The organism is Sphingomonas sp. AP4-R1 (assembly GCF_013113735.1).
GTDB lineage: Bacteria > Pseudomonadota > Alphaproteobacteria > Sphingomonadales > Sphingomonadaceae > Sphingomonas_I.
On record NZ_CP053346.1, the window covers coordinates 3,951,602 to 3,974,571 of the forward strand.

General features: G+C 67.2%; 24 protein-coding genes. 16 read left to right on the plus strand and 8 right to left on the minus strand.

Going from position 1 to position 22,970, the window contains the following annotated elements; all coding sequences use genetic code 11:
* Positions 1-28: 28 nt before the first annotated feature.
* Together HL653_RS18015 and HL653_RS18020 are read right to left on the minus strand one after the other, a co-directional pair.
* A complete protein-coding gene (locus tag HL653_RS18015; RefSeq protein ID WP_171745734.1) occupies positions 29-472 on the minus strand; it encodes a hypothetical protein in 444 nt (147 codons plus the stop codon).
* A gap of 81 nt (positions 473-553) precedes the next feature.
* A complete protein-coding gene (locus HL653_RS18020; RefSeq protein WP_171745735.1) occupies positions 554-1,204 on the minus strand; it encodes a carbonic anhydrase in 651 nt (216 codons plus the stop codon).
* A gap of 65 nt (positions 1,205-1,269) precedes the next feature.
* Between HL653_RS18020 and lipA the strand changes: the two genes are divergently transcribed.
* Together lipA and HL653_RS18030 are read left to right on the plus strand one after the other, a co-directional pair.
* The gene (lipA, locus tag HL653_RS18025) at positions 1,270-2,196 is read left to right on the plus strand and encodes a lipoyl synthase (RefSeq protein WP_171747086.1); all 927 of its coding nucleotides are present in this window, start codon (positions 1,270-1,272) and stop codon (positions 2,194-2,196) included.
* A gap of 43 nt (positions 2,197-2,239) precedes the next feature.
* On the plus strand, positions 2,240-2,725 hold the full coding sequence (locus HL653_RS18030) for a type II toxin-antitoxin system RatA family toxin (RefSeq protein ID WP_171745736.1): 486 nt from the start codon (positions 2,240-2,242) through the stop codon (positions 2,723-2,725).
* Here the strand turns inward: HL653_RS18030 and HL653_RS18035 are convergent.
* From HL653_RS18035 to HL653_RS18045, 3 genes are read right to left on the minus strand one after another with little or no spacing between them, the layout of a single operon-like run.
* The gene (locus HL653_RS18035) at positions 2,662-3,189 is read right to left on the minus strand and encodes a CinA family protein (RefSeq protein ID WP_171745737.1); all 528 of its coding nucleotides are present in this window, start codon (positions 3,187-3,189) and stop codon (positions 2,662-2,664) included. The genes HL653_RS18030 and HL653_RS18035 overlap by 64 nt on opposite strands.
* Positions 3,186-3,716 (minus strand): hypothetical protein, encoded by a 531-nt coding sequence (locus HL653_RS18040; protein ID WP_171745738.1) that lies wholly within the window; start codon positions 3,714-3,716, stop codon positions 3,186-3,188. Before HL653_RS18040 ends, HL653_RS18035 begins: the two co-directional genes overlap by 4 nt.
* On the minus strand, positions 3,713-4,873 hold the full coding sequence (locus HL653_RS18045; protein ID WP_171745739.1) for a bifunctional 2-C-methyl-D-erythritol 4-phosphate cytidylyltransferase/2-C-methyl-D-erythritol 2,4-cyclodiphosphate synthase: 1,161 nt from the start codon (positions 4,871-4,873) through the stop codon (positions 3,713-3,715). Before HL653_RS18045 ends, HL653_RS18040 begins: the two co-directional genes overlap by 4 nt.
* Positions 4,874-4,985: 112 nt before the next feature.
* On the opposite strand from HL653_RS18045, the gene dusB reads away from it, so the two are divergent.
* The 9 genes from dusB (at position 4,986) to HL653_RS18090 (ending at position 16,624) form a co-directional block, all read left to right on the plus strand.
* Complete coding sequence (gene dusB / locus HL653_RS18050; protein ID WP_171747087.1) at positions 4,986-5,999, plus strand: tRNA dihydrouridine synthase DusB; 1,014 nt, start codon at positions 4,986-4,988, stop codon at positions 5,997-5,999.
* Entirely contained in the window at positions 5,975-7,087 is a 1,113-nt protein-coding gene (locus HL653_RS18055) for a nitrogen regulation protein NR(II) (protein WP_253717021.1), read from the plus strand. Before dusB ends, HL653_RS18055 begins: the two co-directional genes overlap by 25 nt.
* The gene (ntrC, locus tag HL653_RS18060; protein WP_171745740.1) at positions 7,084-8,529 is read left to right on the plus strand and encodes a nitrogen regulation protein NR(I); all 1,446 of its coding nucleotides are present in this window, start codon (positions 7,084-7,086) and stop codon (positions 8,527-8,529) included. The genes HL653_RS18055 and ntrC overlap by 4 nt, the downstream gene beginning before the upstream one ends.
* A 136-nt stretch (positions 8,530-8,665) precedes the next feature.
* Positions 8,666-9,337 (plus strand): PEPxxWA-CTERM sorting domain-containing protein, encoded by a 672-nt coding sequence (locus tag HL653_RS24330; RefSeq protein ID WP_253717023.1) that lies wholly within the window; start codon positions 8,666-8,668, stop codon positions 9,335-9,337.
* 151 nt (positions 9,338-9,488) lie between these two features.
* Positions 9,489-11,735: an ATP-binding protein gene (locus tag HL653_RS18070; RefSeq protein ID WP_171745741.1), complete on the plus strand. Its 2,247-nt coding sequence runs from the start codon at positions 9,489-9,491 to the stop codon at positions 11,733-11,735.
* Positions 11,736-11,762: 27 nt separating this feature from the next.
* Entirely contained in the window at positions 11,763-13,148 is a 1,386-nt protein-coding gene (locus HL653_RS18075) for a sigma-54 dependent transcriptional regulator (RefSeq protein ID WP_171745742.1), read from the plus strand.
* Between the two features lie 166 nt (positions 13,149-13,314).
* Positions 13,315-13,806: an RNA chaperone Hfq gene (hfq, locus tag HL653_RS18080; RefSeq protein ID WP_171745743.1), complete on the plus strand. Its 492-nt coding sequence runs from the start codon at positions 13,315-13,317 to the stop codon at positions 13,804-13,806.
* Positions 13,807-13,972: 166 nt separating this feature from the next.
* Positions 13,973-15,310 carry a GTPase HflX gene (gene hflX, locus HL653_RS18085; RefSeq protein ID WP_171745744.1) on the plus strand — a complete coding sequence of 446 codons (1,338 nt, stop codon included), beginning with the start codon at positions 13,973-13,975 and terminating at the stop codon, positions 15,308-15,310.
* A gap of 105 nt (positions 15,311-15,415) precedes the next feature.
* Positions 15,416-16,624, plus strand: a complete 1,209-nt coding sequence (locus HL653_RS18090) for an NF038122 family metalloprotease (protein WP_253717025.1) — start codon at positions 15,416-15,418, stop codon at positions 16,622-16,624.
* A gap of 42 nt (positions 16,625-16,666) precedes the next feature.
* Here HL653_RS18090 and HL653_RS18095 read toward each other — a convergent pair whose 3' ends face one another.
* Entirely contained in the window at positions 16,667-17,917 is a 1,251-nt protein-coding gene (locus HL653_RS18095; protein WP_171745745.1) for a hypothetical protein, read from the minus strand.
* A gap of 81 nt (positions 17,918-17,998) precedes the next feature.
* Positions 17,999-18,715 carry a nucleoside triphosphate pyrophosphohydrolase gene (gene mazG, locus HL653_RS18100; protein ID WP_253718140.1) on the minus strand — a complete coding sequence of 239 codons (717 nt, stop codon included), beginning with the start codon at positions 18,713-18,715 and terminating at the stop codon, positions 17,999-18,001.
* Positions 18,716-18,933: 218 nt separating this feature from the next.
* Between mazG and HL653_RS18105 the strand changes: the two genes are divergently transcribed.
* The 4 genes from HL653_RS18105 (at position 18,934) to HL653_RS18120 (ending at position 21,219) form a co-directional block, all read left to right on the plus strand.
* Positions 18,934-19,239, plus strand: coding sequence for a DUF1330 domain-containing protein (locus tag HL653_RS18105; protein WP_171745747.1), 306 nt, complete (start codon positions 18,934-18,936; stop codon positions 19,237-19,239).
* A gap of 150 nt (positions 19,240-19,389) precedes the next feature.
* Positions 19,390-19,893 (plus strand): sigma-70 family RNA polymerase sigma factor, encoded by a 504-nt coding sequence (locus HL653_RS18110; protein WP_171747090.1) that lies wholly within the window; start codon positions 19,390-19,392, stop codon positions 19,891-19,893.
* Positions 19,883-20,524 (plus strand): NrsF family protein, encoded by a 642-nt coding sequence (locus HL653_RS18115; protein WP_171745748.1) that lies wholly within the window; start codon positions 19,883-19,885, stop codon positions 20,522-20,524. Before HL653_RS18110 ends, HL653_RS18115 begins: the two co-directional genes overlap by 11 nt.
* A gap of 101 nt (positions 20,525-20,625) precedes the next feature.
* Positions 20,626-21,219: a DUF308 domain-containing protein gene (locus HL653_RS18120; RefSeq protein WP_171745749.1), complete on the plus strand. Its 594-nt coding sequence runs from the start codon at positions 20,626-20,628 to the stop codon at positions 21,217-21,219.
* Between the two features lie 66 nt (positions 21,220-21,285).
* Here the strand turns inward: HL653_RS18120 and HL653_RS18125 are convergent, their stop codons facing one another.
* Positions 21,286-21,828 (minus strand): hypothetical protein, encoded by a 543-nt coding sequence (locus HL653_RS18125; RefSeq protein ID WP_171745750.1) that lies wholly within the window; start codon positions 21,826-21,828, stop codon positions 21,286-21,288.
* Positions 21,829-21,963: 135 nt separating this feature from the next.
* Here HL653_RS18125 and HL653_RS18130 point away from each other — a divergent pair, with 135 nt between their 5' ends.
* On the plus strand, positions 21,964-22,881 hold the full coding sequence (locus HL653_RS18130; protein WP_171745751.1) for a LysR family transcriptional regulator: 918 nt from the start codon (positions 21,964-21,966) through the stop codon (positions 22,879-22,881).
* Positions 22,882-22,970: the final 89 nt, after the last annotated feature.

The window sequence follows — 22,970 nt, forward strand, 5'->3', positions numbered from 1 at the left end:
GGGCGGCCATCCCGCCCCCTCATCCCGATCAATAATAATCGGCGACGCTGGGCGGCGGCGGATCGCAGGCGCGCTGATGCCCCTGCTTGCACTGCTGCACCTGCACGCGCCACACCGCCATCGCATCGGCATAAGCGCGCTGCTGGCGGACATAACGGGCGGCCGTGCGGTCCACCGCCGTGTCATGCTTGACCAGCGCATCGATATAGGCCTGCCGGTCGAGTTCATACTGCGCCTGGTTGGCGGCGGCATTGTTGGTCTTCACCGTCGCCGACACATCGGCCTGCGCGTTGAGCGAGTCGGTGACGGGCGCCTCCTGCGCGTTCACCGCATCGGCGCGCGCGGTCGGCTTGTCATAGCCGCGATCATAGGGAAGTTCCTGCGTGGGCGCGGCGGGATTGGCCGTCTGGGCGATCGCCGGCGACAGGATCGCGGCACCGGCCAGAGCGGCCAGCATCAATCGATTACGCATACTCACTCTCCGAAACAATCTGGTGGCGCCCCAACGCGGACCCGCCCCAGCCTGTTCCTAGAGTCTGTTCCGGAAGAGAGGTCAGACGGTGACGGGGCTGAACTCGCCCGATGCCTCGTCCAGCAGGTGGAGCTGGCCGTCGGCGATCGCGAAATAGGCGCCGCGCAGCGTCAGCTCGCCGGCCGCCTCGCGACCGGGGACGAACGGGAAGGTCCGGAGATTGGCGAGGCTCACCTTCACCGCCGCCAGTTCCATCTCGTGGACGCCCTCGGGACCGTCGCCATGCTCGGCGATGACCCGGTCGCGCGCCTCGTCCAGCAGATCGACCCAATGGGCGATGAAACCGCCTTCGCCGGGCTGCGCCCCATCGAACACGCGGCTGAGCGCCGCCTTGCAGCCACCGCAGGCGCCGTGGCCGAGCACGAGGATCTCGGCGACCTTCAGCTGCGTGACGGCGAATTCCAGCGCCGCCGAGACGCCGTGACGCCCGCCATCATTTTCGAACGGAGGCACGAGATTGGCGACATTGCGCACTACGAACATCTCGCCGGGCGCCGTATCGAAGATCACGGTCGGATCGACGCGGCTGTCCGAGCAGGCGATGATCATCACCTTCGGGCTCTGCCCCTCGGCCAGTTCGGCCCAGCGCGCGCGCTCGCTGGCCCAGTCGCCCTTCCGGAAGCGATGATAGCCGCCCAGAAGGCGGTCGAAATCGATGGACTCGGTGCTCATGCGGCAAGCGTAGAACGCGCGTCGTGGGGGTGGCAAGCGCGGGCAGACATCGCTATCTGGCGGACATGACCGAGCCGCTTCCCACCACCCCCTCCATCCGCACCCGCAAGCCGGACTGGATCCGGGTGAAAGCGCCCACCAGCAAGGGCTTCTCCGACACGCGCGCGATGATGCGCCGTCTGAACCTGAACACGGTCTGCGAGGAAGCGGCCTGTCCAAACATCGGCGAGTGCTGGACGAAGAAGCACGCGACCGTGATGATCCTGGGCGACGTCTGCACGCGCGCCTGCGCCTTCTGCAACGTGAAGACGGGCATGCCCCGTCCGGTCGATCCGCTGGAGCCGCAGCATGTGGCGGATGCGGCGGGCGAACTGGGCCTCGAGCATATCGTGATCACGTCGGTCGACCGTGACGATCTGAAGGATGGCGGCGCTTCGCAGTTCGTGAAGGTGATCGAGGCGATCCGGAAGGCCGCGCCCGCCACCACGATCGAGATCCTGACGCCGGACTTCCGCAACAAGGCCGAGGCCGCCGTCGAGGCGATCGTCGCCGCGCGGCCGGACGTGTACAACCACAATCTGGAAACCGTCCCCCGGCTCTATCCCACGATCCGGCCCGGCGCGCGTTATTATGCGTCGCTGCGCCTGCTGGAGCATGTGAAGAAGCTCGATCCCTCGATCTTCACCAAATCCGGCCTGATGACGGGCCTCGGCGAGGAGCGCCTGGAGGTCCATCAGGTGATGGACGACATGCGCTCGGCGGGAATCGATTTCCTGACGATGGGCCAGTATCTCCAGCCCACGCCCAAGCATGCGAAGGTGCAGGAATTCACGACGCCCAAGGCGTTCGACGCCTATGCCGCCATCGCGCGCGCCAAGGGCTTCCTGCTCGTCGCGGCGAGCCCGCTGACGCGGTCCAGCTATCATGCCGGCGACGATTTCGCGAAGATGAAGGCCGCGCGCGACGCGCAGCTGGCGAAGGTTCGCGCCTGATGCTCTTCCCCACGCCCGGCGTGGGGAAGGGGAGGATCTAGCTTTGCCCAAACATTCCGAAACACGCGCGCTGCCCTACACGCCCGAGCAGATGTTCGATCTGGTCGCCGATGTCGGCCGCTATGCCGAATTCCTGCCCTGGGTGGTCGGCGTGCGCGTGAAGTCCGACAATGAGACGGAGATGGTCGCGGACCTGCTGGTCGGCTTCAAGGCGCTGCGCGAGAAGTTCACGTCACGCGTCACGAAGGAACGGCCGCACCGCGTCCATGTCGATTATCTGGAAGGCCCGCTCGCTTACCTGACCAACGACTGGACGTTCCGGCCGGACGGGAAGGGCGGCTGCCTCGTCGATTTCTCGGTGGATTTCGCCTTCCGCAGCCGCATGTTCGAGGCGCTGGCGGGGCAGGTGTTCGATCGCGCGCTCCGCAGGATGATCGGCGCGTTCGAGGAGCGCGCCGCCGTGCTTTACGGAAGCACCAGCGACGCGGGTTCCGGCAGCATCAGTTCCAGCGCGCACAGCGCCGCCTGAAAGCGGATGCCCGATCGGCCGAGATCGCCGAACGCGCGCTGATCGACCTTCGCCTTCTCCGGATTTTCGCCCGCGATCGATCGCGCGAAGACGACCGTTCCCACCGGCTTGCGCTCGCTGCCGCCCGTCGGCCCCGCAATGCCGGTGATCGATACGGCCAGATCGGCGCCGGTCTTCTCCATCGCCCCGTTCGCCATCGCCCAGGCGGTGGCGAGGCTGACCGCGCCGAACGTCTCGATCACGTCGCGCGCCACCGACAGCAAAGCCATCTTGGCCTCGTCGGCATAGGTGACGATGCCCGCCACGAACACGTCCGACGATCCCGGTATCTCGGTGAGTGCCGCGCTGACGAGTCCGCCGGTGCAGCTTTCGGCGACGGCGATACGGCGCCCGGCCGCGCGATTCTCCTCGATCACGCGGCGGGCGAGATCCACCAGTTCGGTCGGCAGGATCGAATCGCTCACGGCCGGATCTCCGGCCTGCAGATGTGAAGCACGCCCGCTATCCCCTTGTCTTTTCTATCGGCCAGCATGATCGCCACGATCGCGAGCCGCCCCACATTGCGCCCCGGCAGCACGGCCGCCGCCGATATGGCGCTGTCGGCCGCGACGCAATCCGTGGTGCTGATCCGCTTGGCGAGCAGATTGCCCAGCAGCGGCTCGGCCAGCTGGCGGACCAGATCGCTGTTCATCTCCGGCGGCATCTCCTGCCCCAGAAACTGGGTGAAGATGCCGGCGATGGCCGTGCGCGCGGCCGGCCACGCCGCCGCCGCGTCGGGGCGGTAGCGATCGGCCAGCGCACCCGCATTCGCCATCAAATAGGAATTGCTCCGCAGCTCCGGCCCGCAGCGCTGGGCGAGACCCTGCACCAGCGAGGGCAGCGCGAACGTCACCAACGCGGCGGCCTGATCCTGCTGGATGCAGCGCAACGTCTGCGCGGAGACGGCGGAGGGCAGCGCGAACGCCGCCAGCGCAAGCGCGAGTCGCTTCATGCCGCATCGCTTTCGGGCACGCGCACGGTCGCCACGGCCTGCGCGGCGATACCTTCGCGGCGGCCGGTGAAGCCCAGCCTTTCGGTCGTCGTCGCCTTCACGCTCACGTTCCCCTCCCCGATGCCCAGGATCTCCGCGATACGGGTCCGGATGGCAGGACGATACGGGCCGACCTTCGGTTCCTCGCAGATAAGCGTCACATCGACATGATCGATCCGCCCGCCAGCCTCCACGATCAGCTTGCGCGCATGATCGAGGAAGCGCCACGAGGCCGCCCCCCGCCATTGCGGATCGGATGGTGGGAAGTGCGTGCCGATGTCGCCCGCGCCGATCGTGCCGAGCAGGGCGTCCGTCAGCGCGTGCAGCGCCACGTCCGCATCCGAATGCCCGGCCAGCCCGCGCGAATGGGGGATCAGGATCCCGCCGAGCCAGACGCCATCGCCCTCGGCGAAGCTGTGGACGTCGAACCCCATGCCGGTGCGTGAGACGAGGTTTGCGCCCAGCCTCTGTTCGGCCGCGGCGAAATCGGAGGGGAAAGTGAGTTTTTCGAGCATGGCCGATCCTTCCACGATCGCCACCGTCCGGCCGATCGCACGTATCATCTGGGCATCGTCGGTCGCCTCGCGATCCGTGGGCCAGGCGGCATGCGCCGCGCGGATCACGTCGAGGCGAAAGGCTTGCGGGGTCTGGACCCGGCGGAGCGCCTCGCGCGGCACGACATCGCCGGCCCTGTCCGTATCGACGCGCACGATCGTGTCCGCCACGGGAAGAACGGGGAGGGCGCCTTCATGATCGTCCAGCGCCGCCAGCAATCGGTCGACCACCTCGGCGGGCAGGAACGGCCGCGCCGCATCGTGGATCAGCACGCGGCCGTCGCCGATCGCGGCCAGCCCGTTGGCCACGGAGTCGCGCCGCGTCGCGCCGCCGATCACGGGGGGAGGCAGGTCGCGCCCGCCGATCGCCTCGGCATAGGCCTCTTCCTGGCCGGCACCGATCACGACCTGCACCGCGTCCACGCGAGGATGCGCCGCCAGCGCATCGATCGCGTGGGCGAGCACGGTCTTGCCGGCGAGCATCCGATATTGCTTGGGGGCGCCTGCGCCAGAGCGGGTGCCCTGGCCCGCGGCGACGATCAGGGCGGTGACATGGTCGGCCATTTCGCCGCCCCTATCGCGGTCCGCGCCGAAAGAGAATGGTCGATTGCTGCCGCATATCCGCCACACCAGCACGATTTATGGTCACGTGCCTCTTTTTTGGGCAGCAGAAATGATGCAGAGTCGAATTGTGTCGCGCCTCAAGCCTATCCAGATCGGGAATGTCCGCATCGAAACGCCAGTGATCCTGGCGCCGATGACGGGCGTGTCGGATCTTCCGTTCCGCCGGATCGTCCGCAGCTTCGGCTCGGGCCTCAACGTAACCGAGATGATCGCCAGCCAGGCCGCGATCCGCGAGACGCGCCAGTCGCTCCAGAAGGCGATGTGGGATGCGATCGAGGAGCCGGTCTCGATGCAGCTCGTCGGCTGCACGCCTTACGAGATGGGCGAAGCGGCGAAGCTCTCGGCCGACAAGGGCGCCGCGATCGTCGACATCAACATGGGCTGCCCGGTCCGCAAGGTCGTGAACGGCGATGCTGGCTCGGCGCTGATGCGCGTGCCGGATCTGGCCCGCTCGATCATCGAGGCGTGCGTGAAGGCGGTCGACGTGCCGGTCACGCTCAAGATGCGGATGGGCTGGGATCATCAGAGCCTCAACGCGCCCGAATTCGCGCGCATGGCCGAGGATCTCGGCGTGCAGATGATCACCGTCCACGGCCGCACCCGCTGCCAGATGTACAAGGGCAATGCCGACTGGGCGTTCGTCCGCAAGGTGAAGGACGCCGTCTCGATCCCCGTGATCGTCAATGGCGACATTTGCGGGATCGAGGATGCCGATCGCGCGCTGGAACTGTCCGGCGCCGATGGCCTGATGATCGGCCGTGGCAGCTATGGCCGCCCGTGGCTGCTCGCGCAGGTGATGCACTGGCTGGAAACGGGTCAGGAGCGTCCCGATCCCTCGCTCGATCAGCAATATCGGCTGATCGTCGGCCATTATGAGGCGATGCAGGAGCTGTACGGCAAGGATGTGGGCGTCAACATGGCGCGCAAGCATCTCGGCTGGTACACGAAGGGCCTGACCGGATCGGCCGAATTCCGTAACCGCGTGAACCAGGTGCCCGATCCCGCGACCGTGCTCGCCATGCTCGCCGAATTCTACGCTCCGTGGACCCAGCGCGCGGCGGCCTGAGCGCTGTCTTCGGTCGGCCGGGTGCCGATCGGCGCAGGCCCGCGCCTTCGGAAGAATTGCTCGCGGCGTTGCCGACGCCCGTGATCGCGATCGATGCCGAGGGGGTGATCCAGGAGATCAACGGCGCGGTCGAATCGCTCCTCAATCTGTCGCGTGTCGCCGTCGTGGGCCGGACGGTGCTGGACGTGATCGGCCATTCGCTGAACTCGCTGCCGAACGAGACGGTGGTGACGGCCTATGATCAGGAAATCCTGTTTCCCGGGGGGCGCCTGCAGGCCGATCTGCTGGTGGCGCCCTGGCCCGAGCGGCCGGGCTGGCGGATCGTGACGCTCCATCCGCACCCTGCCGCCGGACCGATCGCACGGCGCAGCGGGCGGGAAGGGGGCAGCCGCACCGCCGCCGGTGCCGCCGCGATGCTCGCGCACGAGATCAAGAATCCGCTGTCCGGCATCAGCGGCGCGGCGCAATTGCTGGAGCATAGTGTCGAGGCCGACGCCCGCCCGCTCACGCGGCTGATCCGCGAGGAGGTGGACCGTGTCGCCGCGCTGATCGATCGGATGGAGAATTTCACGGATACGCGCCCGCTGGATTGCGGGCCGCAGAATATCCACGCCATCCTCGAACATGCGCGCGCCGTCGCGGTGCGCGGCATGCATCCGACGATCCAGGTCCGCGAGATTTATGATCCCTCGCTGCCGTCCGTCCTGGGGCATCGGGATTCACTGGTGCAGGTTCTCATAAATCTTATCAAGAATGCATCCGAAGCTCTTGGTCCATTGGGGGGAACTATCACGCTCACTACCGCCTATCGCCACGGCATCCGGATGCTGACCGAAGACGGCTATGGCCGCCGCGCGCTGCCGATCGAGGTGTGCGTGGTCGACGACGGCCCCGGCCCCCCGCACGACATCGCCGAACATCTGTTCGATCCGTTCGTGACGTCGAAGCCCACCGGGCGCGGTCTCGGCCTGGCGCTGGTGCAGAAGCTGATCGTCGATCAGGGCGGCATGGTGGAATATGCGCGCGAGGGCCGTCCCGAACGGACCGTGTTCCGCTTGATGCTTCCCCGTGCGGAGCGCCGGAATTGAACGCGCCGCGCGCGGGGCGCATCCTCGTCACCGACGACGATGCCGCGATCCGGACCGTCGTGCGGGAAGCGCTGCGCCGCGCCGGCCATGTCGTGGAGGTGGCGGGCAGCCTCGCCGAGCAGAAGCGTGCCTTCGCCCATTTTCGGCCCGACGTGCTGGTGACGGACGTGGTGCTGCCCGACGGCAACGGGCTGGATGCGGTCGCGGATCTGCGCATCAGCCAGCCGGGCCTGCCCGTGATCGTGCTGTCGGCGCAGAATACCTTCACCACCGCCCTGCGCGCGAACGAGCAGGGCGCCTTCGATTACCTTCCCAAGCCGTTCGATCTCGGCGAACTGGCGCGCACCGTGGCCGATGCGCTGAGCGCGACGCCGAGCACCGGCGACCCGATCGAGGAGCAGGCGGGCGAGGATCTGCCGCTGATCGGCCGTTCCTCCGCGATGCAGGAAGTCTATCGGACGATCGCGCGCGTGGTCTCGAATGACCTGACCGTGCTGATCCTCGGCGAATCCGGCACCGGCAAGGAACTGGTTTCGCGCGCCATCCACGATTTCGGCGCGCGCAAGGACGCGCCGTTCGTGCCGGTCAACATGGCCGCGATCCCGCGCGAACTGATCGAGAGCGAGTTGTTCGGGCATGAGCGCGGTGCCTTCACCGGCGCCGCCCAGCGCAATGTCGGCCGGTTCGAACAGGCCCAGCGCGGCACTTTGTTCCTCGACGAGATCGGGGACATGCCGATCGAAGCGCAGACCCGCCTGCTGCGCGTGCTGCAATCGGGCGAGTTCACGCCGGTCGGCTCGGCCCGCGCGATCAAGGCCGATGTCCGCATCATCTCGGCCACGCATCAGGATCTGCCGCGCCTGATCGCGGAAGGATCGTTCCGCGAGGATCTCTATTACCGGCTGAACGTCGTGCCCGTCCGCCTGCCGCCGCTGCGCGAGCGCGGCGGGGATGTCGCCCTGCTCGCGCGCTACTTCCTCGATCGTGCGGCGGCGAGCGGCCTGCCGCGCAAATCGCTGGACGATGCCGCCGCGCTCCGGCTCGAACGTCATGTCTGGCCCGGCAACGTCCGCGAACTGGAAAATCTGATGCGCCGCCTCGCCGCGCTCAGCCGCGATCCCGTGATCGGGGCGGCGCTGGTGGAGCAGCAACTGGCGGAGGGGCAGGGGAGCGTCGCGCAACTGGCCGAGGCGGGCAATCTGGCCGAGGCGATCGAGCATCATATCGCGCGCCACCTCGCCAGCTATGGCAACGCTCTGCCGCCGGACGGGCTCTACGATCGCGTGCTGGCCGAAGTGGAGCGGCCTCTGCTCCGGCTCGTGCTGGCCGCTGTGCGCGGCAATCAGCTGAAGGCCGCCAAGCTGCTTGGGCTCAACCGCAATACGCTGCGCAAGAAGCTGACCGACCTCGGGGTCGGCCCCGCCGTCCGGCGCCCCGAATGACGACTCCGCCGAGCAATGCTTCTTAACAAACTGTAAAGTTTCTGCCGCACAACGGCACTAGCCCCCGTCGGCGGCGATCCGGGGATCGCTGCGCCGGTCCCGTACCGGCGCCCCGTTCGTTGTTTCAGGGGTGGATATGAAGAAGATCGTCGCAGCTCTGCTGCTTTCCGTTGCCACGGGCCTTGCCATGCCGGCGGCCGCCACCGTGGTGGGCGTCGCGGATACCAGCAGCGCCTTTCCGTTTGGCCCGAACGCCTATCTGGGCGGCTATTATTACCAGCAGATCTACAGCGCCGCGAGCTTCTCGTCCGCCACGACGATCCAGAATCTGACCTTCTACAGCTCAACGCCGAACGGCACCGCCAACAGCGGCACCTATCGCTTCTCCCTGTCGACCTCGACCGCCGCGATCCCGACGTTCGATACGAGCACGACCGTTCCGTGGACCGATCCGGCCTACACGCAGGACTATGAGGGCACGCTGGGCTCGATCGTGGACGGCAAGCTGCAGATCAACCTTTCGACCGCGTTCAATTATGATCCGGCCGCCGGCAATCTGCTGCTGACCATCTACAATCCGGGCCTGTCATCGGACGGGACGGCCTATTTCGATGCCGACATCAACAACGGCATCACCAACATGCGCTATTCGGCTTATCCCTATGACTCGAACCGCGGCCTCGTGACCGGCTTCAACGAAGGCGCCAGCGCCGTGCCGGAACCGGCCAGCTGGGCGATGATGATCGGTGGCTTCGGCCTGGTCGGCGCCGCGATGCGCCGTCGTCGCGTGTCCGTCCGCTTCGCCTGATGGTTCGCCCGGCCGGTTGATCGCCGGCCGGGCTTTTCCCGACGCGGGAGGGGCACCCCGCGCTTGCCACGCCGTAAACATTGCGACGAACCGTGCGTCCCTGCGGCGGGCTGTGTTTGCCACGCAACGCGCCTGTGGTATCGAAGCCACTATGAAGGCGTCCGCCCCGCAGTTCGGCCAGCGGTTCGGCACGAGCGCCCCGCGCTGGCGCCGTCGGCTGGCGCTATGGATGCGGGGTCCGCAGGCGGGCCTCGTATACGAACTCGGCACCCTGCTTCTGGTCCTCGCCATGATGGGCGTGGCCTATGCCACGCTCAACCATGCCGGCGCGCCGCAGAAGCTGCTGACCCCGGTGGTGGTGGCGCTGCTGCTGGTGGGAACTTTGGTGCCCGCCATGGGCCTGCTCGTGCTGCTCGCGCGCCGGATCGCGCGCGCCCGCGCCGAGCGTTCTCCGCTCGGTGGGCGCGGCCAGCTCCATGTCCGCCTCGTCGCGCTCTTTTCGGCCATCGCCGCACTGCCGACCCTGCTGGTGGTGATCTTCGCGTCGCTGCTGTTTCAATATGGCGTGCAATTCTGGTTTTCGGATCGCGCGCGCGTCGTCCTCCAGAATGCCGACAAGGTCGCCCAGACCTATGTGAACGAACACAGCAAGCGGCTGGCGGACGACAATGCCGCGATGGCCGGCGATATTCTCCGCGCGCTGAACGATGCGCGGCCGGACGATCCGCGCTGGGACAGTTATTTCGCGAGCCAGGTCTTCTATCGTCTGCTGGATCAGGCGGCGATGATCCGCGTCGCCAAGGACGGCAGCGAGCAGTTGATCTGGGGCGCGAACCTCGACAAACGCGCGCTGGAGCAGCGCCTCTCACCCGCCATCCTGCCCAGCCTCGCCGACGATCAGCCGCATACCCGCGTGCTGCGCGATCGGCTGGAGTCGGTGCTGCGCTTCGACAAGAATACCGGCACCTATCTGTGGGTGGCGCGCAACGCCGATCCGCTGGTGCTGGCGCAGGCGGGCCGCGCCAACAGCGCGATCAACGATTATACGCAATTGCTCGATCGCTCGCGCACGTGGCAGTTCCGCTTCAATCTCGCCTTGTTCGCCGGATCGCTGCTGATCGTCGCGATCGCGATCTGGGTGGCGCTGGCGGTCGCGGATCGCCTCGTCCGTCCGATCGGCGATCTGGTGGGGGCCGCGCGCCGGGTGGCGGGCGGCGATCTGTCCGCGCGCGTGGCCTCCAGCGCCAGTCATGACGAGGTCGGCACGCTCGCCGCCGCCTTCAACCGCATGACCCGTCGCCTGCAGGAGCAGACGGGCGCGCTCGAAAATCGCCGTGCGCTGACGGAGGCCGTGCTGTCGGGCGTGTCGGCGGGCGTGATCGCGGTGAATGCGGAAGGGCTGGTGACGATCATCAACCCTTCGGCCAATCGCCTGCTGCATGCGGAAGGCCGCGATCCGATTGGCGCGCGCCTCGCCGATATCGCTCCGGAGCTGGCGGCGCTGATGGAATCGTCCCAGCGCGAAGCGGTGATCCAGCTGGCGGCGGGCGGCGAGGTCCGCACGCTGGCCGTGACGATCGGCCGGGCGGGCGCGGGCCCGGAATCGCCGCATGTTCTCACCTTCGACGACATCACCCAGCAGCTTTCGGACCAGCGTCGCGCCGCCTGGGCCGATGTCGCGCGCCGGATCGCGCACGAGATCAAGAATCCGCTGACCCCGATCCAGCTCGCCGCCGAGCGTCTCCAGCGTCGTTATGGCCGCGACATCGTCGACGAGACGGGCACGTTCGAGCGCCTCGTCTCCACGATCGTGCGTCAGGTGGGCGATATCCGCCGCATGATCGACGAATTCTCCGGGTTCGCGCGCATGCCGAAGCCGAGCTTCGCCGAGGAACCGATCGTCGAGATCGTGCGTGAGACGTTGCTGCTCGCCGAGGTCGCCAATCCTCACGTCACCTTCTCGTTCGATGCGCCGCATCCCGGCCCGCTGATCGTCTGCGACCGGCGCCAGCTGGGGCAGGCCTTCACCAACATCGTGAAGAACGGGGTGGAGGCGATCGAAGGGCGGCTGGGCGACGAGCCCGGCGGCCAGATCTGGCTGGCGATGGGCTGGACGGCCGAAGGACGCCTGTCGCTGACGGTGGCGGACAATGGCGTCGGCCTGCCCGCCGAGCGCGAGCGCATCACCGAACCCTATATGACGACGCGGGCCAAGGGCACGGGGCTCGGCCTCGCGATCGTCGAGAAAATCGTCGAGGATCATCTGGGGCAGATGAGCTTCGCCGACCGTGAGGGTGGAGGCGCCGTGGTGCGCCTGATCCTCGATCCCGCGGCGCTCGCGCCGCTCGCCGGCGGTGAGGGGGCTCCGCCGGCCGAGCGACGGATCGCGGCAGAATGACTTTCTCTTTCGGAGCGATCTGAGCCTATGGCCCTCGATATTCTCGTCGTCGACGACGAAGCCGACATCCGCGAGCTGGTGGCCGGCGTCCTCGAGGATGAAGGCTATCAGACCCGCACGGCAGCCAATGCCGATGCGGCGCTGGCCGCCATCGCCGAGCGGCGTCCGAGCCTCGCCTTGCTCGATGTGTGGCTGCAGGGCTCGCGCCTCGACGGGCTGGAACTGCTGGCCGAGATCAAGCGGCGCGATCCCTCGCTGCCCGTGATCGTCGTCTCCGGCCACGGCACGCTGGATACGGCGGTCGCCGCCGTCCGGCAGGGCGCGATCGACTTCATCGAGAAGCCGTTCGAGAGCGAACGCCTGCTCCATCTGGTCGCGCGCGCGACCGAGACGGACCGCCTGCGCCGCGAGAACGCCTCGCTGAAGGAGCGTTTCGGCGAGGAGGCGGAACTGACCGGCACCTCCAGCGCGATCAATTCGGTGCGCGCCACGCTGAAGCGCGTCGCCGCCACCGGCAGCCGCGTGCTGATCACCGGCCCGGCCGGCGTCGGCAAGGAAGTCGCCGCGCGCCTGCTGCACGACTGGAGCTCGCGCGCCTCGGCCTCGTTCGTCGTCGTGGCCGCCGCGCGCATGACGCCGGATCGCGTCGAGGAGGAATTGTTCGGCGTGGAGGAGGGCGGCGAACTCGTCCGCCCCGGCCTGCTGGAGGCCGCGCATGGCGGCACGCTCTTCCTCGACGAGATTGCGGACATGCCGCTCACGACGCAGGCCCGCATCCTGCGCGTGCTGACCGATCAGAGCTTCAGCCGCGTCGGCGGCACGCGCACCGTGAAGGTGGATGTGCGCGTCGTCTCCGCCACCGCGCGCGATCTGTCGGAAGAGATTGCCGCCGGGCGCTTCCGCGAGGATCTCTATTACCGGCTCAACGTCGTGCCCGTGCATCTCTCGCCTCTGGGCGAACGGCGCGAGGACGTGCCGCCGCTGGCCGAACGCTTCGTCGCGCGCTTCGCCGCCGAGCGTCGCGTGGCGACGCCGGTGCTGGGGGCGGAGGCGCTCGCCGCGCTGCAGGCCTATGACTGGCCGGGCAATGTCCGCCAGCTCCGCAACGTGATCGAGCGGACGATCATCCTCGCGCCCGGCGACAGGCTAGCGACGATCGAGGCCGACATGCTCCCGCCCGAAGTGACGAGCGGGCAGAGCGAACTCGTGTCGGGCAGCGCCGCCCGATCGATCATGGGCACGCCGCTGCGCGAGGCGCGCGAGACGTTCGAGCGCGAATATCTGCGCGTCCAGATCCGCCGTTTCTCGGGCAATATCAGCCGCACCGCCACCTTCATCGGCATGGAAAGATCGGCGCTGCACCGCAAGCTGAAGACGCTCGGTCTGGCCGATCCCCGGTCCGAGGATGAGTGACATTCGCACGTTTGAAACAGCGCGGGGGTAACAATCGTTCACGTTGCGCTCTTGTGCTGCGCTGCAAAACGAATACATTCCCGCCCGTCCCGCAGCCGGCGGGGCGCATGACTCCCATGAAGGGCGCCTAGCGGGCCACGACCCGCCAAGACCGGAGAACCGGACCATGGCCGACAAGGTCAACAATCTTCAGGACGTGTTCCTGAATACGCTTCGCAAGTCCAAGACGCCGGTGACGATGTTCCTGGTGAAGGGTGTGAAGCTTCAGGGCATCATCACCTGGTTCGATAATTTCTCGGTGCTGCTGCGGCGGGACGGCCAGAGCCAGCTGATCTACAAGCACGCCATCTCGACCGTGATGCCCGCGCATCCGGTGGACCTTGCCGAGATCGACAAGGCGTTCGAGGACAAAAAGTCCCAGCTGCTGCAGGAAATCTTCCTCGCGGCCGTCCGCAAGTCAGCCGATCCGGTGACGATGTTCCTCGTCAATGGCGTGATGCTGCAAGGCGAGATCGCGGCCTATGATCTGTTCTGCATGCTGCTCCGCCGCGACGGGATGAGCCAGCTCGTCTACAAGCACGCCATCTCGACCGTGCAGCCGATGCGCCCGCTCAACCTGATGACCGGCGACGATGACGAGGATGACGGCGAGGAATAAGTCCTCGCTTTCCCGTTTCGTTTCCACTTCGTCATCCTGAACTGGTTTCAGGATCCATGTGCCGAGGTTTCGTCGAGCGTACCGCTCGTGGCTTCCGGTTCGCATGGATCCTGAAACCAGTTCAGGATGACGTCTGTTTGTACTCCATGATGATCGAGACCAGCCCATGAGCGGCTTTCAGCGCGAGACGGTGGACGAGGTGACGCGCGGCGCGCGTGCCGTCATCGCCTTGCCCGAGCGCAGCGACGTGCTGCGCGATACCGAGGCCCGGCTGGAAGAGGCCGCGGGCCTTGCGGGCGCGATCGGGCTCGACGTGGTCGATCGCCTGTCCTTCCGCGTGCGCCAGCCCAAGCCGGCCACCCTGTTCGGCTCGGGCCAGGTGGAGCAGATCGCCACCGCCGCACGAATGGCGGAGGCTGAACTGGTCGTGGTCGATGCCGCGCTCACGCCCGTCCAGCAGCAGAATCTGGAAAAGGCGACCGAGGCGAAGGTGATCGACCGCACCGGGCTCATCCTCGAAATCTTCGGCGAGCGGGCCGCCACCGCCGAAGGCCGCCTGCAGGTGGAACTCGCGCATCTCGATTATCAGGCCGGCCGCCTCGTCCGCAGCTGGACCCACCTCGAGCGTCAGCGCGGCGGCTTCGGCTTCCTCGGCGGCCCCGGCGAGACGCAGATCGAGGCCGACCGCCGCATGATCCGCGATCGCATGGCGAAGCTCCGCCGTGAACTGGAACAGGTCCGCAAGACGCGCGGCCTTCACCGCGCCCGCCGCGAGCGCGCGCCGTGGCCCGTCGTGGCGCTGGTCGGCTACACCAATGCGGGCAAGTCCACCTTGTTCAACCGGCTGACGGGGGCCGAGGTGATGGCGGAGAACCTGCTGTTCGCCACGCTCGATCCCACGATGCGCCAGATCGCCTTGCCCGGGCTCGACAAGGTGATCCTGTCGGACACGGTGGGCTTCGTCTCCGATCTGCCGACGCAGCTCGTCGCCGCGTTCCGCGCCACGCTGGAAGAGGTGACCGCCGCCGACCTGATCCTCCACGTGCGCGACATCGCGCACCCGGACAGCGATGCGCAACGCGCCGACGTGCTGGCCGTGCTGGGCGAGATCGGTGTCGGCCCGCAGGCGGAGCGGGACGGGGAGGGCGGCGATCCGCCCGCGCCGATCCTCGAGGTCTGGAACAAGCTCGACGCGCTCGATCCCGAGGAAAAGGAGCGCCTGCTGGCCGAGGCCGAGCGGCGCGACGATGTCGTGGCGGTGTCCGCGCTCACGGGCGAAGGGGTCGAGGCGCTGCGCCGCATCGTCTCCGACGATCTGCTGGCGGGGGCCGAGGTCCATCAGGTGACGCTGCCGCTCGCGGACGGCGCCAGCCTGGCCTGGCTGCACGAGCATGGCGAGGTGCTGGAGCAGGACGTGGATGCCGAAGAGATGCGGCTGGACGTGCGCCTGTCGCCGGCCGAATGGGATCGTTTCCGCGCCCGGAGCGCCGCCGCCAGGGATTGACGGATCGTTACGGCCATGCCGGCTTGACCGGCCTGCGATCCTGCCGCACCTCTGTTTCGCAAATGTATATCTCCGGATAAGACATTCATGAGGGCAGGGGGTGTGGTGGCGTCCAAGTCTTTGAAAACCCGCGCGATGATCGCGCTGGTGCTGGGTCTGTTCGCGGGTCGACCCGCTGCGGCGCTCACGTTCAACCTGATCGATACGGGCGGTGCCGGCATCGACACGCAGGCGCGCGCCGGGTTCGAGGCGGCGGCGGGCTTCTGGTCCTCCGTCCTGACCAACGACGTCACGATCAACCTGAACATCGGCTTCCAGGCGCTCGGCGCCAATATCCTCGGCTCCACCAGCAGCAGCCGCACCCTGTTGTCGATGTCGCAGAGCTACAGCGCGCTGGCGGCCGCCAGCACGAGCACGCTGGATGCGATGGCCGTGGCGGGGCTCCAGCCGCTGTCGGCCAGCACCGCGGTTCGGGGCAACAATGCGCTCGTCGTCACCGCCAATGCCCTGAACGCCACCAAGACCGGTTATGTCGACACCGCGACGCGGATCGACAATGATGGCGGCGTCAACAACAGCGCGCTGGCGATGACGAGCGCCAATGCGAAGGCGCTGGGCATCGCCACCGATGTGAACGGCAATCCCGTCCTGGCCGGCGGGATCGATGGCAGCATCACGTTCAGCAGCGATTTCTCGTTCGATTTCAATCCGATGGATGGCATTGATCCGTCGGCCTACGATTTCATCGGCGTCGCCATCCACGAAATCGGCCACGCGCTCGGCTTCACCAGCGGCGTCGACACCTATGACGCGCACACCAGCCCCAATGGGCCGACTGGCGGTTCGGTGGAAAATCTGGTGGTGGCCAGCACACTCGATCTGTTTCGCTACAGCGCGCCGGGCGTGCTCGACTGGTCGACGAGTGGCGATCCCAAATATTTCTCGCTCGACGGCGGCCAGACGGCCCTGTTCGGCGACGCCTATTTCTCGCTCGGCGCCTTCAACGGGGATACCCATCAGGCGTCTCACTGGCTGGAAAGCCCGGCGGGCGAGCCGCAGCTCGGCATTCTCGATCCCACGTCGGCGCCCGGCCAGATGCAGGCCGTCACGGGCCTCGATCTCGCCGCGTTCGATGCGATCGGCTGGACCGTGAATCGCAACCTGCTCAACAATCCCTCGATCCGCTTCACCACCGCGCAGCTCAATGCGATCGACGGCGTGCCGGAGCCGGCGAGCTGGATGATGATGATCGTCGGTTTCGGCGCGATCGGCGGCGCGATGCGGCGCAGGAGCGGCATGGCGGCTGCGGCCTGACCAGCCCGCAGGTCCGTCGAACCGGCGCCGATCCTCTTCGGATTATTGCAGCCCGCACATCCTGTCGTCGCGCCGACCATAATAGTCGATCGCGTCGAATGCCGTTCCACCCTCTTTCCGGACGACGTTCCGCAAGCGAAGCAGCGTCGCGCGGATCGCGGCGGGGTCGAGCGCGAAGGTCACCACGTTCGTGTGTGCCGCGTCCTGCTTCACGGCGTCCACGATCGTTACATCGATCCGGGCGCCCTTCAACGCGGCCCGTAGCTGTTGCCCGGCCTGCCCCGCGGGAAAGTCGAACCTGCCGACGATTCTACGCAAGCCGCTGTGAAAGAAGCCCTGAGTTCGGCCGATTTCTTTGCCATCGGCGCGCCATAGGAACGGAAATTGCTCGGCACCATAGACCGATGTGTTGACGATGCCGCCCTCCGCCGAAACCCCGAGTCCGACCAGGTTCATATCCTCGTCCACGAACAATTCGACATCGGCATTGGCCCCGCCCAAAGTATTTTCGATCTTCGCGTTGAAGATATGCGCGAATACCGAGCCGGCTCCGGGACCAAGCAATACGCCTTTCCGGCCAGCCAACGAAAATCGCTCCGTATATTCCAGCGGTGTTCGGTCGTCGTTGTTGGATGCGGAGCAGGAGACGACGTGCGATCCCGCCAGTTTCTTTTCCGTAGCCGGCAGGGCTGCGGCATAGGTCTTGCGGTTTTCCTTGCTCATCGTCGAGATGGCGGCCTCTAGCGCCGTCGCCAGCTTCGCGCGGATCGCATCGCGCCGGATGCTCTGGCGGCGATTCGCAGGGTCGGCCATCACGCGCAGGCAGATGGCGGCCGTCCCGGCTGCATCTTGCGTGTAGAACATCGCACCGCCGATATCCGCGCTGGCCCGGCTGGCGACACTCTGAAGATCGGCCTTGCAGACCGGCAGGAGCTGATCGATGTCCGGCACGGTTTCACGCACGGCATCGGTCGCTTCCTTGATCTGCCGCTCGACGATCTGCCCTTCGAATTCCGTGAAGCGGGCATCGATCGCCGCCTGCAGGCCATTCCTGTCCCTGATGCCCGCCTTTTTCAGAACGTCGGTACATAATGCGGAGACGGCCGGCGGCGGCAGGGGCATTTCATATCCCTTGGCGACACTTGCCCTGTAGCGGGCGGCGACATCCCCCGGGCAGGCCTTGAGGAGGCTGGCCGGGGACATAGCGGCCCTCGCGCCACTCGCCGGCAGAAGCAGGCCCGCCAACCCGATCAGGACTATCGCGATGACCAAGACCGGCAGCTTGCAGCGCATCGGACCCGCCCCCTGACGTTCCGACGCATGAAATCACAGTGCGCGTCACGCCTCAAGGCCAAGAGCATCTCGCGGCCGCTGTCAGCCCAGCTTGACCCTCTGCCAGAGCGCTTCCTTGTCAGCCAAAGAGAGCGCCTGGAACGCATCGTCCAACGCCTCCATCGCGCGGAAGCGCCGCTCGAACTTGGCATTGGCGCCGCGCAGCGCCGTCTCGGGATCGATGCCCAGCTTGCGCGCATAATTGACCGCCGAGAACAGCAGGTCGCCCACTTCGTCCTCGCGCGCCGCCTCATCCTCGGCCGCCGCGATCTCCTCCAGTTCCTCGAAGATCTTGTCGCGCGCGCTCTCGGCATCGGGCCAGTCGAAGCCGGTGCGCGCGGCGCGCTTCTGGAGTTTCTCGGCGCGCATCAAGGCGGGCAAAGCGGTCGCCACGCCCGCCAGCGCGCTCGGATCGGCGGGGCTGGCCTTGCGCTCCTCGGCCTTGATCGTCTCCCACTGGCCGTGACCGCCCGTGCGCGGCGCATCGCCGAACACATGCGGATGGCGGCGGATCATCTTGGCGGAGATGGCGTCCGCCACGTCGGCGAAAGCGAACGCGCTTTGCTCCTCGGCCATGCGCGCATGGAACACCACCTGCAGCAGCAGATCGCCCAATTCGTCCTTCAGCGCGGGAAGATCGCCGCTTTCGCACGCATCCGCCACCTCATAGGCTTCCTCGATCGTGTAGGGCGCGATCGTCGCGAACGTCTGCTCGATATCCCACGGGCAGCCCGTCTCGGGGTCGCGCAATCGGGCCATGATGTCGATGAGGCGGCCGAGCGCCGCAGCGGTGTCGGCGTCGATAGCAGGGGCGGGGGCGGAGCTGGTGTCGGTCATGGTCTGTCGCTGTCCTGAAGGTCGCGACGGTCTTGCGACAGGCTCCCGCGCTTGTCACCTGCCCACCGCAACGCCGGGACAGCGCGCAAATCCGCCTCTATAGAAGGGACGATGTCGAACCGGCCGAAGGAGATCGCCGCATGACCGTCTATATCGTTGCCACGCGCGAGAAGACGACCGATCCCGCCGAGCTGGCCGAATATGGCAAGGCCGCCGGCGCCGCGCGCGGGGATCATCCGCTCACGCCGCTGGCCTTCTACGGAAAGCTGGACGTGCTGGAAGGCGCGCCGATGGAAGGCGCCGTGATCCTGGCTTTTCCGGACGAGGCGGCGGCGCGCGGCTGGTATGAGAGCCCTGAATATCAGGCCGCGCGCGCGCATCGGCTGAAGGGCGCCGAGTATCGCTTCTTCCTGATCGCGGGCGTCGATGAGCCGGCGGCAGGATGATCCTCCGGTTCATCCTGTAACCTTTCGCGGGCGCCGGGCGAACATGCTGATATGCCGCCGCGCGCGCCCTCGAACGTGTCCCTGATGCCGACACGTCCCTCCGCCGAGACCCGGCCGACCGACAGCGTGTCCGGCGGCTGGGATCGGCTGATGGCCGAGGCGCAGGACGGCAATGGCGGCGCCTATCGCCGGCTGCTCGGCGAACTCGCCGCGTGGCTGCAGCGTTATTTCGCGCGCCGCCTGCCTCCCGCCGAAGTCGACGATGCCGTGCAGGAGACGTTGCTCGCGCTCCATCGCCGCCGCCATACCTATGATCCGGCGCGCCCGTTCCTGCCATGGCTGGCCGCGATCGCGAAGAACAAGTGGATCGATCAGCTGCGCGCGATCGATCATCGCCGCTTCACGGAGCTCGAAGACGATATCGCGGTGCCCGATCATGGCGCCGCCGTTGCCAGCGCCTCGGTCCTCGCCAGCCTGCTCGGCGAGCTGCGCCCGGCCCAGTCGCGCGTGATTGCGCTGGTCAAGCTGCAGGGTTTCAGCACCGAGGAAGCCTCGCGCGAAACCGGCCAGTCCGTCTCCGCCGTCAAGGTGAACATCCATCGCGGGCTGGCCAAGCTGTCCGCGCTCATCATGAAGAATGACGATGTCGAGTGAACGCCTGATCCAGGATCTCTCCGCCAATCTGGTGCCGGTGCGCCGCCGCAACGTGGCGCGCGAATGGGCGCTCGTGCTGGCGCTCGCCGCGATCGAACTGGTGCTGATCCTCGCGATGGGCGCGATGCGGCCCGACATGGGGCGGGCGATCGGCCATCCTTTCATGTGGTGGAAGCTCGGCAGTCTCGCGCTGATCGTGGCGGCCAGTGCGATCACCGCGATCGGCTCCTTCACGCCCACCGGCACGCCGCGGCGCGGGCTGGCGATCGTCGCGGGGCTGGCCGGGCTGGCGGCGATCACGGGCATGATGGTGCAGCCCGCCATGCCGGCCGACATGCCCGTGATGGAGCGCCTCGCGCCGCTGCACGGGCTCGGCTGCATGGTCTCGATCATCCTGCTCGCGCTGCCGATGGCCGCCTTGCTCGCCTTTATCCTGCGGCGGGCCGCGCCCACCCATATCGGCGGGAGCGCGCTGGCGGTGGGGCTCGCCTCGGCCAGTTGGGGGGCCTTCGCCTTCGCCTTCTGCTGCCGGGCGAACGATCCGCTCTACATCGCCGTCTGGTATGCGCTCGCCGGCGTCGTCGTGGCGGGCGGGGCGAGGGCGCTCGTCCCCAGGGGATACCGGCTCTAGGCCCCACGCGCCGACCGGCGCCCGACATTCCAGTTTCGGACGACGCAGCGGGATCGTGTGATCCCGATCGATGACGCACGTCCGCTCTCCATCACGAAAGGATGACGACCATAACCACCCCATCCACCGGCGCCACGGATCATTGGTTGCGCGGCTATTATCTCACCCGCGCGCTGGTTTCGGCCGTCTGGGTCGGTCTGGCCTTCACGATCGGCAAGACCTCGCCGCCCGCCGCGATCGCCTTGCTGCTGCTCTATCCGGCGTGGGACTGCGTCGCGAATATCTATGACGCGCGCCGCAATGGCGGATTCGGCGCCAATTCCACGCAGGCGTTCAACGCCGTGGTGAGTGCGATCGTGACGATCGCCATCGCCGTGACCGTCCGCTCCGCACCCGATTTCCACGCGGCGATCGGCGTGATCGGGGTGTGGGCGGCGCTGGCCGGGCTGCTGCAACTGGCCACGGGCGTCCGCCGCTGGCGCTCGACCGGCGCGCAATGGCCGATGATCCTGAGCGGTGGCCAGTCCGCGCTCGCCGGCGCGCATTTCCTGATCCAGGCGATCGATCCGGCGGCCCCCGTCGGTGTCGCCACGGTGGCGCCTTATGCGGGCTTCGGTGCCTTCTACTTCGCCATCTCCACGATCATTCTCACCGTGAAGGTGAACCGCGCACCACGCGCCAGTCGCATGGCATAACATCATCGACAGGATCGCGACGGCCGCCATCTCCGGGCAGCCGTCGCGTCGTGCCGACATGCCCGCTCAGGCGTGGGCGTTCGCCTTGGCGCGCCGGGCGATGCTCTCGGCAAACATCGGGGTTTCGCGACGATTGTGATCCGCGCCGGCTTCCTGACGCGCGGCGGCCGCATCGGCAAATGCGATGCCATGCTGGTCGAGGAAGTCCATGAACGCATCGGTCGGGTGGGCCGTCACGCGATTGGTGTAGAGCGTCCGCCCGTTGCCCGCATCCTCGGCGATCAGCTCCCACACGACGTTCACCTGCGTGCGCCCGTTGGTGGTGAACACGTCCGAAATCGAGTTCATCCGCACGTAGCTCGGCGTCGCCTCGTCCGCGACATAATGCTGGACGACCAGCCCGGACCCGATCTGCTCGACATTGATCGACATGCGCCGGCCATCGTCGGTGGTGGTGGTGCCCGCCGCGATATGATCGGGCACGCAGCAGCGCAGATATTCAGCCTCCGGCAGCGTGAACAGCCAGTCGGCGATATCGATCTGCGCCAGCGGCACGTCGATCGCGTGCGAATAAGCGGACTGGGAGAGGATCTGGTCGAGGATTTTCATCGTCATGTCCTTTGGCTCGGGGAGCGGGGAGGCGGGGTGCCTCGTCGCTGGACAGGAGATGGCTCGACAGGCGGGCGATGATAACGCACGCTCTTTCGCAAACGGCTTTGCGCTTTTGGCAAAGATGGAGCGCATATGAAGGATGTCCGCTTTGCCGAGCATCTCGCGGTGTTCGTCGAGGTCGTGCGGCATGGCAGCTTTTCAGGAGCAGGGCGCAGGCGAGGGCAGACGCCCTCAGCCGTGGTGCGCCAGATCGACGCGCTCGAATTTTCGCTCGGCGTGCCTTTGCTCGTTCGCTCCACGCGCGCGCTGACGATGACGGAGGCGGGCGAGCGGCTGCTGGAGCGCGCGCAACCCTTGCTCGATCAGCTGACCGATACGCATGCGGAGGTGTCCGCCTTCAGCGGCACGATCGGCGGCACGCTCCGGCTGGCCTGCTTCCCGACCTTCGGCAAGCGATACGTGATCCCCGCGCTGGAGCGGGTGATGGCCGATCATCCGCAGCTGACGGTCGAACTGGACCTGACCGAGCGGCTGGCGGATCCCGTGCTGGAGCGGCTGGACGCCGTCATCCGCATCGGCCGGCTGACCGACAGTACGTTGATCGCGTCCAAGCTGGCCGATCAACGCCGTTTGCTCGTGGCCACCGGCGATTATCTCGATCGCGCCGGCCGCCCGCAGACGGTGGCCGACCTTGCCGGGCATCGCCTGATCGACAAGCTCCACGGCGCCGATCTGCTGGGGTGGAGCGATGTCGCCTGCAAACCCGGCGGCGCGGAGGCGATCAGCCCGGTCATGTTCCGCTGCGATGATTTCGAGGCGATGCGACTGGCGGCGCTGGCCGGCATGGGCATCGCGTTTCTGGCGGACTGGGTGGTCGGGCCGGATGTGCAGGCCGGGCGCCTGCAGCGGCTGGACCTGGATGGCGAGCCCTGGAATGCCGAGCCCACCGGCGTCTGGCTGTTGCGCGCGCTGGCCCAGCCATCGGCGCGGCTTCGCATCGTCGGCACGGCGCTGCGGGACTTTATCGGCACGCCGCCGGTCTGGAGCTAATCGGAGTTATCGAAACCCGCTCGTACTGAGCCTGTCGAAGCACCGTTCTTCTTATTCGACGGCACAAAGAAAGGACCGCACTTCGACAA

Coding starts and splice junctions, on each gene's coding strand:
- HL653_RS18015 (WP_171745734.1), bottom strand. CDS start 472: ATGCGTAATCGATTGATGCTGGCCGCTCTGGCCGGTGCCGCGATCCTG.
- HL653_RS18020 (WP_171745735.1), bottom strand. CDS start 1,204: ATGAGCACCGAGTCCATCGATTTCGACCGCCTTCTGGGCGGCTATCAT.
- lipA (WP_171747086.1), top strand. CDS start 1,270: ATGACCGAGCCGCTTCCCACCACCCCCTCCATCCGCACCCGCAAGCCG.
- HL653_RS18040 (WP_171745738.1), bottom strand. CDS start 3,716: ATGAAGCGACTCGCGCTTGCGCTGGCGGCGTTCGCGCTGCCCTCCGCC.
- HL653_RS18045 (WP_171745739.1), bottom strand. CDS start 4,873: ATGGCCGACCATGTCACCGCCCTGATCGTCGCCGCGGGCCAGGGCACC.
- dusB (WP_171747087.1), top strand. CDS start 4,986: ATGCAGAGTCGAATTGTGTCGCGCCTCAAGCCTATCCAGATCGGGAAT.
- HL653_RS24330 (WP_253717023.1), top strand. CDS start 8,666: ATGAAGAAGATCGTCGCAGCTCTGCTGCTTTCCGTTGCCACGGGCCTT.
- HL653_RS18070 (WP_171745741.1), top strand. CDS start 9,489: ATGAAGGCGTCCGCCCCGCAGTTCGGCCAGCGGTTCGGCACGAGCGCC.
- HL653_RS18075 (WP_171745742.1), top strand. CDS start 11,763: ATGGCCCTCGATATTCTCGTCGTCGACGACGAAGCCGACATCCGCGAG.
- hfq (WP_171745743.1), top strand. CDS start 13,315: ATGGCCGACAAGGTCAACAATCTTCAGGACGTGTTCCTGAATACGCTT.
- hflX (WP_171745744.1), top strand. CDS start 13,973: ATGAGCGGCTTTCAGCGCGAGACGGTGGACGAGGTGACGCGCGGCGCG.
- HL653_RS18095 (WP_171745745.1), bottom strand. CDS start 17,917: ATGCGCTGCAAGCTGCCGGTCTTGGTCATCGCGATAGTCCTGATCGGG.
- mazG (WP_253718140.1), bottom strand. CDS start 18,715: ATGGCCCGATTGCGCGACCCCGAGACGGGCTGCCCGTGGGATATCGAG.
- HL653_RS18105 (WP_171745747.1), top strand. CDS start 18,934: ATGACCGTCTATATCGTTGCCACGCGCGAGAAGACGACCGATCCCGCC.
- HL653_RS18110 (WP_171747090.1), top strand. CDS start 19,390: ATGGCCGAGGCGCAGGACGGCAATGGCGGCGCCTATCGCCGGCTGCTC.
- HL653_RS18115 (WP_171745748.1), top strand. CDS start 19,883: ATGTCGAGTGAACGCCTGATCCAGGATCTCTCCGCCAATCTGGTGCCG.
- HL653_RS18120 (WP_171745749.1), top strand. CDS start 20,626: ATGACGACCATAACCACCCCATCCACCGGCGCCACGGATCATTGGTTG.
- HL653_RS18125 (WP_171745750.1), bottom strand. CDS start 21,828: ATGAAAATCCTCGACCAGATCCTCTCCCAGTCCGCTTATTCGCACGCG.
- HL653_RS18130 (WP_171745751.1), top strand. CDS start 21,964: ATGAAGGATGTCCGCTTTGCCGAGCATCTCGCGGTGTTCGTCGAGGTC.